Here is an 8,674-nt window from a genome sequence, read left to right on the forward strand (position 1 = left end):
CGAGATCAGCTGCGACAACTCCGACAGCAGGTTGGTGGCGGCCGCAGCGGCGCTGGTGACCGGGTTGGCCTGCGCGGCCGGACGGGTGATCGGCGGTGGCTCGGTGAACAAGGTCAATGCCGCCGCGTGCGCCGACGAGGCGGCATAGCCGTACATCGCGGTGGCGTCCTGGGCCCACATCTCGGCGTACTGGGCCTCGGTGGCGGCGATCGCCGGGATGTTCTGCCCGAAGAAGTTGGTCGCCACCAACGCCGCCAACAGCGCCCGGTTGGCCGCGATCACCGCCGGCGGCACCGTCGCGGCGAACGCCATCTCGAAGGCCGCCGCAGCCGCCCTGGCCTGAGCAGCCGCCTGCTCGGCCTGGGTGGCGGTCGCGCTCAGCCAGGCCACGTAAGGAGCGGCCGCGGCCGCCATCGCCAGCGACGTCGGGCCATGCCAGGAGTCGACGAGCCCGACGATCGCCGAGTCGTAGGACCTCGCCGCCCAGGACAACTCGGCGGCCAGCGCGTCCCAGGCCGCCGCGGCCGACATGATCGGCCCGGAACCCGGCCCGGAATACATGCGCCCGGAGTTAATCTCCGGCGGCAGTATCGCGAAATCGAACATTGCCCCCCATGGTGCTAGCAAACGGTGGAATCGGCCGCCGCGGATGAGACGGCGACGCCACCCGAAGCGGCGCTGCCGTAGATCCCAGAGGTCCCGGAGTTCCCGGCCGAGCCCCAGGTGTGCAGGTGGCCGGGCGTCACCGCTGGCAACTGTTGTTCCGTGGACACGAATAACATCGACGTTCCTCGTCGTTGAGCAGGGACGGTACCGAACGTGGCTTCGCTAGCGTACACGAGGATAACCAGGGGTTCCACCACCTCCCGCCTCCTCCCGCATCGGCGCGACGCCTCCCCGAGGGCGTTCGCGTCATTGTCCGCTTGGGCGCGGCCGCGCGCAGGATAATTCTCGATTTGGGTGGGTCAGCGTCGGTCGATCGGCGACGTTCGGTCCGCTGCGCGGCGCATATTCAGCTCTGTCCACACTTCGCCTCAGCAGAGCCTCAGCAAACTCGGCCAGCGACGGGTCCTGCGCACAGCAGCCGGCACGGAGCGGGCGTTGCCCGTCGACCGAGAGCCGGCCGTCGAGGAACGCCGGCGGCGACGTTCAACGCGCCAGCAGCTCGCGCAGCCTGGCCCGGCCGTCGTCGTCCAGCGGCAGCAGCGGCCGGCGCGGATCCCCCACCGGCACGCCGAGCAGATCCAGGCCGGCTTTGACCGTCGTGGGCAGCCCGCCCGCGACGATGAACTCCAGCAGCGGCCGCAGGTCGTCGTAGAGCCGTTGCGCGGTCTGCAGATCGCCGGTGTGCACAGCCTCGTACAGGGCGATGCACGGCTGCGGCCGCAGACACGGGGCGGCCGTGCACCAGCCGGCCGCGCCGGCCCGCAGCGCGTCGAGCACCAGCGGGTTGCTGCCGTTGTAGAACGGCAGCTCTCCCCCGCTGAGCTCGGCGAGGCGCTGCATCCGCGACAGGTCCCCGGTGGACTCCTTGACCATGGTCAGGTTGTCGATCGTCTCGAACATGCCCACCAGCAGCTCGGGGCGCATGTCGATGCCGCTGGTCGCAGGATTGTTGTAGGCCATCACCGGGATCCCGATCGACTCGCCGATACCGCGGTAGTGCGCGACGATCTCACGTTCGGCGAGCTTCCAGTAGGACACCGGCAGGACCATCACCGCGTCGGCGCCGGCCTTCTCGGCGTAGCGGGCACGCCGAATCGTGGCGGCGGTGGTCAGATCCGACACGCCGGCCACGACGGGCACCCGGCCGCCGACCGCGGCGATCGTGGTGTCGACGACGGTGTCGAACTCGGCCTCGTCGAGGTAGGCCAGCTCGCCGGTGCTGCCCAGCGGCGCGATCGCGTGCACACCGGCGCCCACCAACGCCTCGACCAGCGCGGTCAGCGCCGCGGTGTCGATGTCGTCGTCGGCGGAGAACGGGGTCACCGGGTAGGCGATGATGCCGTGGATCGCGGGCACTGCGGGCTCCTCAGCTGGTGAAAACGTCGGGGTGGCGAGCCAGGGCGCGACGGGCATAGTAGGCGAAATTCGCCTGGCTGCGTGCGGGTCTCAGCGTCCAGTCGTGGGCCTCACGGGCCAGCTGCTCGGGCAGGTGCCCGATGGTGCCGGCGGCCATCGCGGCCAGTTGCAGTCTGGCGGCCCGTTCGATAAGCACCGCCAGCGAGCACGCCTCCTCGATGCTGGCGGCGGCCACCACCTGACCGTGGTGGGCCAGCAGGATCGCCTTCTTGTCGCCCAGGGCGGTGCTGATGATCTCGCCCTCCTCGTTGCCGACGGGAACACCCGGCCAGTCGGCCAGAAAGGCGCAGTCGTCGTAGAGCGGTGTGGTGTCCATCTGCGACACCACCAGTGGCACCTCCAGCATCGACAGCGCCGCCACATGAAACGGGTGGGTGTGCACGATGCAGCGCACGTCCGGCCGTGCACGGTAGATCCAGCTGTGAAAGCGGTTGGCGGGGTTGGCCATTGCGGTCACGCTGGGGCCGTCGAGCACGGTGAGATCCTCGTCGACGGTCAGCAGGTTGGCGTCGGTGATCTCGTCGAAACCCAGACCCAGCTGCTGGGTGTAGTAGGTGCCGGGCTGCTCGGCGCGCGCGGTGATCTGGCCCGCCAGGCCCGAATCGTGCCCGGCGTCGAACAGCACGCGGCAGGTCAGCGCCAGCTTCTGGCGGGTTGTCAATCCCGACTCGCCGACGTTGGCGGCAAGGCTGTCTTGGGCGCGGCGCATCAGGTCGGCTTTGGAATCGGTGAACGTGGTGGCCATCGGAGGCTCCCGGGGATTCGGTGTGTTGTGGAACGGCGTAAAGACACTTGTTAAGACACTATAGCCACCATAGGACACCTTGTGTCATGATGCAAGGGTGACGACGACCGCAGGGCGGCCCCGGTGACGGCGCTGCTGCGCGCGGTCCGCCGCCAGCGCGGCCTCACGCTGGAGAACCTCGCCGAGCAGACCGGCCTGACCAAGAGCTATCTGTCCAAGATCGAGCGTCGGCGCAGCACACCGTCGATCGCGGTGGCAATCAAACTCGCCCGCGCGCTCGGCGTCGACGTCGCGCAGCTGTTCTCCGACGAGCCCGCAGACGCCGCACTCACCGTCGACCGCGCAGCCGACCGCCGCCGCGGCCGCTGCCGCTACGCGGCCCTCGCGCCCGGGTTGCTGGGAAAAGCGATGTCGCCGTTCGTCGTTCGTCCTACCCGCACGGCCGCTGCCGATCCCCACCCGGTGCACACCGGTCAGGAGTTCGTGTTCGTGCACACCGGTACCGTCGAACTTCACTACGGCGACCGGACCGTCACGCTCGGCACCGGTGACAGCGCCTATTTCGACGCGTCGGTCGGCCACCGTTTCCGCGCGGTCGGCCCCGCACCGGCCGAGGTCGTCGTCGTCGCGCACATCGAACCCGGGAGCATGCGGTGAAGCTGTGGTTCTGCTACAGCACGCTGCGCCGGCGGGAGGTCCAGCCGGCGACGTTCGGCCGCGCGCTCGACGGGGGCCCGACGCCGCTGACATGTGCGGCCGGCTCCGGTAAGAATCAGACATGGGCGACGATCGCGCGCCGTCGGGAATCAGCCGCCGGACGTTGCTGACGTCCGGTACCGCGGCGGGACTGGTGGTGGCGGGCGTGGGCGGCGCCGCGCTGTTGCGCTCACCGCCGCGCGGCCCGCTGCTGTGGAACCGGCCCGATCGCAGCGGCGCCCCGCCGGTGGGCGGTCTGCACCTGCAGTTCGGCAAGAACGCGGCCACCGACGTCACGGTGTCCTGGCACACCGTCGACCCGGTGGCCCATCCGCGGGTGATGCTGGGTTCGCCGGCATCGGGCTTCGGCCGCACGGTGGATGCGCACACGCGCACCTACCGGGACGCCACGTCGGGCGCAGAGGTTCGCGTCAACCATGCCGTGCTGGACCGGCTGACACCCGACACCGACTACGTGTACGCGGCGGTGCACGACGGCACCAACCCCGAACTGGGGACCGTCCGCACTGCCCCGTCCGGGCGACAACCGCTGCGCTTCACCAGCTTCGGCGATCAGGCCACCCCGATGCTGAACCGGCTGGACGACGGCAGGTACGTCAGCGACAGTGTCGGCTCACCGGCCGCCGGCGACATCACCACGGCAATCGAACGCGTCGGCCCGTTGTTCAACCTGGTCAACGGCGACCTGTGCTACGCCAACCTGGCGCACGACCGGATTCGCACCTGGTCGGACTGGTTCGACAACAACACGCGCTCGGCGCGCTACCGGCCGTGGATGCCGGCGGCGGGTAATCACGAAAACGAATTGGGCAACGGGCCGGTCGGTTTCGCGGCCTATCAGACCTACTTCGCGCTGCCCGACTCCGGCGCCGACGCCGAGCTGCGCGGCCTGTGGTATTCGTTCACCGCCGGTTCGGTGCGGGTTATCAGCCTGTCCAACGACGACGTGTGCTTGCAGGACGGCGGCAACTTCTACGTGCACAACTACTCCGGCGGCGCGCAAAGGCGTTGGCTGGAAACCGAACTGGCCGATGCGCGCGGCAACCCCGACGTGGACTGGGTCGTCGTCTGCATGCACCAGACGGCGATCTCCACCGCCGACCGCACCAACGGCGCCGACCTGGGCATCCGCCAGGAGTGGCTGCCGTTGTTCGACCGCTACCAGGTCGACCTGGTGGTGTGCGGCCACGAGCACCACTACGAACGCTCCCACCCGGTGCGCGGCGCGCTGGACAACGACACCCGAACGCCGATTCCCGTCGACACCCGCGCCGACGTCGTCGACTCCACCCGCGGCACGGTGCATGTCGTGATCGGCGGGGGCGGCACCTCGATCCCGTCGAACACCATGTTCTTCCCGCAGCCGCGCTGCCGGGTGCTGACCGGTGTCGGCGCCTTCGACCCGGCGCGCGGACGCAAGCCACCGATCTACCTGGTCGAGGAGGCGCCCTGGTCGGTGTTCCGGGATCGCGAAAACCCCTACGGGTTCGCGGTTTTCGACGTCGACCCGGGATCGCCGGGCGGGCGAACGTCGATCACGGCAACGCACTACGCGGTGAGCAGGCCGTTCGGCGCGATGACCGAAGTGGACCGGTTCACGCTGAGCAAGCCCCGCGCCGGCTAGCGCGGCAGCCGTGACAGTACTTCGGCGACAACGTTTTCCATCATAACGTCGACCTGTTCGCCCGTCGTCAGGTTCTTCACCCCGATCGTGCCGGCCTCGATGTCGCGCTCACCGGCGACCAGCGCGATGCGCGCGCCCGACCGGTCGGCCGCGCGCATCGCACCTTTGAGGCCGCGCTCGCCGTAGGCCATGTCGACGCGCACACCTGCGGCCCGCAGACGGCCGGCCAGCACCGCCAGCCGCAGCTTGGCCTGCTCCCCCAGCGGCACCCCGTACGCGTCGCAGCGGGCCGCAGCGCCGACCGTTTTCCCCTCGGCCCGCAACGCCAGCAGCGTGCGGTCCACGCCCAGGCCGAACCCGATGCCGGACAGGTCCTGCCCGCCGAGCTGGCGCATCAGCCCGTCGTAGCGGCCGCCGCCGCCGATGCCTGACTGCGCACCCAGGCCGTCATGCACGAACTCGAAGGTGGTCTTGGTGTAGTAATCCAATCCGCGCACCATCCGCGGGTTGATCACATACGGCACACCGAGCGCGTCGAGGTGGGCACGCACCGTGTCGAAGTGCTGCTGGGCGACGTCGGAGAGATGATCGAGCATCACCGGGGCATCGGCCGTCGCCGCAATGACCTCCGGGCGCTTGTCGTCGAGCACCCGCAGCGGGTTGACCTCGGCGCGGCGGCGGGTCTCCGCATCGAGGTCGAGCCGAAAAAGATAGTCCTGCAACAACTCCCGGTACCCTGGCCGGCAGGTGTCGTCGCCCAGCGAGGTGATCTCCAGCCGGAAACCTTCCAGGCCCAGCGCGCGGAAACCGGCGTCGGCCACCGCGATCACCTCGGCGTCCAGTGCTGGATCGTCGACGCCGATCGCCTCCACTCCGACCTGCTGCAGCTGGCGGTAGCGGCCGGCCTGCGGGCGCTCGTAGCGGAAGAACGGGCCCGCGTAGCACAGCTTGACCGGCAGCGCGCCGCGATCGAGGCCGTGCTCGACGACCGCGCGCACCACGCCCGCGGTGCCTTCCGGCCGCAGCGTCACCGAACGGCCGCCCCGGTCGGCGAACGTGTACATCTCCTTGGACACCACGTCGGTGGACTCGCCGACGCCGCGGGCGAACAGCGCGGTGTCCTCGAAGATCGGCAGCTCGACGTCGACGTACCCGGCCCGGCGGGCGGCGTCGAGCAGGCCGTCGCGGACGGCGACGAAAGCCGCCGAGTCCGGCGGCACATAGTCCGGAACTCCCTTGGGCGCCGACAGTGCCGCGAACTCGGTCACGCGCTGAGCCCATCGAGGAACGGGTTGTGACGGCGCTCGGCGCCGATCGTGGTCTGCGGGCCGTGCCCGGGCAGCACCAGCGTGGAGTCGTCGAGCACCAGCAGCTTGTCGACGATCGAGCACAGCAGGTCGCGGCCGCTGCCGCCGAGCAGGTCGGTGCGTCCCACCGATCGCTGGAACAGGGTGTCGCCGGTGAACACCGCCTCCGACGCGTCCCCGGTCACCTTGAACACCACCGATCCGCGGGTGTGGCCGGGGGTGTGCTCGACGGTGACGGTGATGCCGCCCAGGTCGAGTTTGTCGCGGTCCCGGTCCAGCTCGACGACCTGCCTGGGCTCGCGGAACACCGCCGCCAACAGCAGCTGGGCGATCCGCGGGCCGAAGCCCTTGATGGGGTCGGTCAGCATGAACCGGTCCTCGGGGTGGATGTAGGCGGGGCAGCCGAACGTGTCGGACACCTTCTGGGCCGACCAGATGTGGTCGACGTGGCCGTGGGTGAGCAGCACCGCCGCGGGGGTCAGCCGATTCTCGTCCAGGATGCGCCGCAGCGGACCCATCGCTCGCTGGCCCGGGTCGACGATGACGGCGTCCGCCCCGGGGTGCGGCGCCAGCACGTAGCAGTTGCACTGCAGCAACCCCGCAGGGAATCCGGTGAGGAACACGCTGCCCAGTTTCCCATCCCGGGCTCCGCGCCCGGGTGGTGCCACCCGTGCCCAGCGTCAGCTGGCACACTCGTGTGCTGACCGGAGCACAACCACGACGGAGGGATATCGGCGGTGCCGACCAACGAACAGCGCCGTGCGGCAGCCAAGCGCAAACTCGAACGCCAGCTGGAACGCCGCACCCGGCAGGCCCGTCGCCAACGGATCCTGGGCATCGTCGGCGCGGTGCTCGCGGCGGTCGTCCTGGCGGGCGCAGCCGGCTACAGCGTCTGGTACGCCAACCACGACAAGAACACCAAGGCGTCGGCGTCGGCCTCCAGCTCGGGCACCACGACCCCGGCGGCTGCCGGCGACCTGTCCGGCCTGCCGCCGTTGCCGCCGTTCACGCCGGCGGCCGACCTGGGCGCCAACTGCCAGTACCCGGCCTCGCCGGAGCAACCCAGCACGCCGGTGAACCCGCCGCACAGCGGCAAGGTGCCCACCGAGCCGGCCACCGTGAGCGTCAGCATGGTAACCGATCAGGGCAACATCGGACTGCTGCTGGCCAACAACGAATCCCCCTGCACCGTCAACAGTTTCGTCAGCCTGGCACAGCAGAAGTTCTTCGACGGCACCCAGTGCCATCGGCTGGCCGCGTCGGCGGCGCTGAGCGTGCTGCAGTGCGGCGACCCCAAGGGCGACGGCACCGGCGGACCGGGTTATCAGTTCGCCAACGAGTACCCCACCGACCAGTACAAGCCCGACGACCCGGCACTGCACGAGCCCGTCGTCTACCCGCGCGGCACGCTGGCCATGGCGAACTCCGGGCCGAACACCAACGGCAGCCAGTTCTTCATGGTGTACAAGGATTCGCAGCTGCCACCGGAATACACGGTGTTCGGCAAAATCCAGGACGACGGGCTGGCCACCCTGGACAAGATCGCCAAGGGCGGCGTCGCCGGCGGCGGTGACGACGGCCCGCCGGCCATCGCGGTCACCATCAAGTCGGTGCGACTGGACTGAGCAGCGCGAGCTGGCCTTCGGGGTGCCGGCCGCACACCTGCTCCCCGGCAAATGACTCGCGCCGCCGAGATCGGCGGTGATCAGCCTGCCCTCGCCGGCCGCCGCCAGCACGCAGCCTTCCGACAACTCTCAGACACGAATTTCTCGTAGAGCTACCGAACGCGACCCCCGTGGCGTACCCTGAATTTACACAGGCGTAACAGGGTCGTAACGAGCGGGAAAAATGATGTCAAATCTCCAGTACGCTAAAGTCCCTGGTCGGAAGCGGCCACTCCCGAGGTTCGCAACGTCGCGGGCCGTCCTGAGAGTGGCGCGGCAGACGATGATCGCCGGCGTCGGCGCGCTGGTTATCCTCGGTGCCGCCGGCGGCACCGGCCTGCCGGGACAAGCCCGCGCGGACAGCCCGGGGTGTGTGGCCGAACAGGTAGATCCCTGCCCGCCGCCGGTGGACCACCCGCCCGGTCCGGTGACTCAACACGGCCTGAAAAGTACGGAGCAACCCCAGACGTGGATTACCTGCCAGCCGGCGGGAAGATTTGGGCAAATCTGCGTTCGGCACACAAGGCGATGATGC

8 protein-coding genes are annotated in these 8,674 nt (G+C 69.6%); 3 read left to right on the forward strand and 5 right to left on the reverse strand.

The genetic code is table 11. The annotated features are described in order from the left end of the window. The 3 genes from ABDW21_RS13485 to ABDW21_RS13495 form a co-directional block, all read right to left on the reverse strand. Positions 1–606 (reverse strand): PPE family protein (locus ABDW21_RS13485; RefSeq protein ID WP_343710557.1); only part of this gene is annotated, 606 nt, incomplete at its 3' end. A 543-nt stretch (positions 607–1,149) separates the two neighbouring features. Next, a complete protein-coding gene (locus ABDW21_RS13490; protein WP_343710558.1) occupies positions 1,150–2,079 on the reverse strand; it encodes a dihydrodipicolinate synthase family protein in 930 nt (309 codons plus the stop codon). After that, a complete protein-coding gene (locus ABDW21_RS13495; protein WP_343710559.1) occupies positions 2,033–2,827 on the reverse strand; it encodes an aldolase in 795 nt (264 codons plus the stop codon). The genes ABDW21_RS13490 and ABDW21_RS13495 overlap by 47 nt, the downstream gene beginning before the upstream one ends. A 123-nt stretch (positions 2,828–2,950) precedes the next feature. On the opposite strand from ABDW21_RS13495, the gene ABDW21_RS13500 reads away from it, so the two are divergent. Together ABDW21_RS13500 and ABDW21_RS13505 are read left to right on the forward strand one after the other, a co-directional pair. Continuing rightward, positions 2,951–3,484 carry an XRE family transcriptional regulator gene (locus tag ABDW21_RS13500; RefSeq protein ID WP_343710560.1) on the forward strand — a complete coding sequence of 178 codons (534 nt, stop codon included), beginning with the start codon at positions 2,951–2,953 and terminating at the stop codon, positions 3,482–3,484. A gap of 121 nt (positions 3,485–3,605) precedes the next feature. Further along, a complete protein-coding gene (locus ABDW21_RS13505; protein ID WP_343710561.1) occupies positions 3,606–5,168 on the forward strand; it encodes a metallophosphoesterase family protein in 1,563 nt (520 codons plus the stop codon). Here the strand turns inward: ABDW21_RS13505 and hisS are convergent. Then, positions 5,165–6,436, reverse strand: coding sequence for a histidine--tRNA ligase (hisS, locus tag ABDW21_RS13510; RefSeq protein WP_343599501.1), 1,272 nt, complete (start codon positions 6,434–6,436; stop codon positions 5,165–5,167). The genes ABDW21_RS13505 and hisS overlap by 4 nt on opposite strands. Then, positions 6,433–7,098, reverse strand: a complete 666-nt coding sequence (locus tag ABDW21_RS13515; protein ID WP_343599528.1) for an MBL fold metallo-hydrolase — start codon at positions 7,096–7,098, stop codon at positions 6,433–6,435. The genes hisS and ABDW21_RS13515 overlap by 4 nt, the downstream gene beginning before the upstream one ends. 114 nt (positions 7,099–7,212) lie before the next feature. Here ABDW21_RS13515 and ABDW21_RS13520 point away from each other — a divergent pair, with 114 nt between their 5' ends. After that, positions 7,213–8,100 carry a peptidylprolyl isomerase gene (locus tag ABDW21_RS13520; RefSeq protein WP_343710562.1) on the forward strand — a complete coding sequence of 296 codons (888 nt, stop codon included), beginning with the start codon at positions 7,213–7,215 and terminating at the stop codon, positions 8,098–8,100. Positions 8,101–8,674 lie beyond the last annotated feature (574 nt).

Source organism: Mycobacterium sp., from assembly GCF_039583805.1.
GTDB lineage: Bacteria > Actinomycetota > Actinomycetes > Mycobacteriales > Mycobacteriaceae > Mycobacterium.

Coding starts and splice junctions, on each gene's coding strand:
- ABDW21_RS13490 (WP_343710558.1), bottom strand. CDS start 2,079: ATGCCCGTCGCGCCCTGGCTCGCCACCCCGACGTTTTCACCAGCTGAG.
- ABDW21_RS13495 (WP_343710559.1), bottom strand. CDS start 2,827: ATGGCCACCACGTTCACCGATTCCAAAGCCGACCTGATGCGCCGCGCC.
- ABDW21_RS13505 (WP_343710561.1), top strand. CDS start 3,606: ATGGGCGACGATCGCGCGCCGTCGGGAATCAGCCGCCGGACGTTGCTG.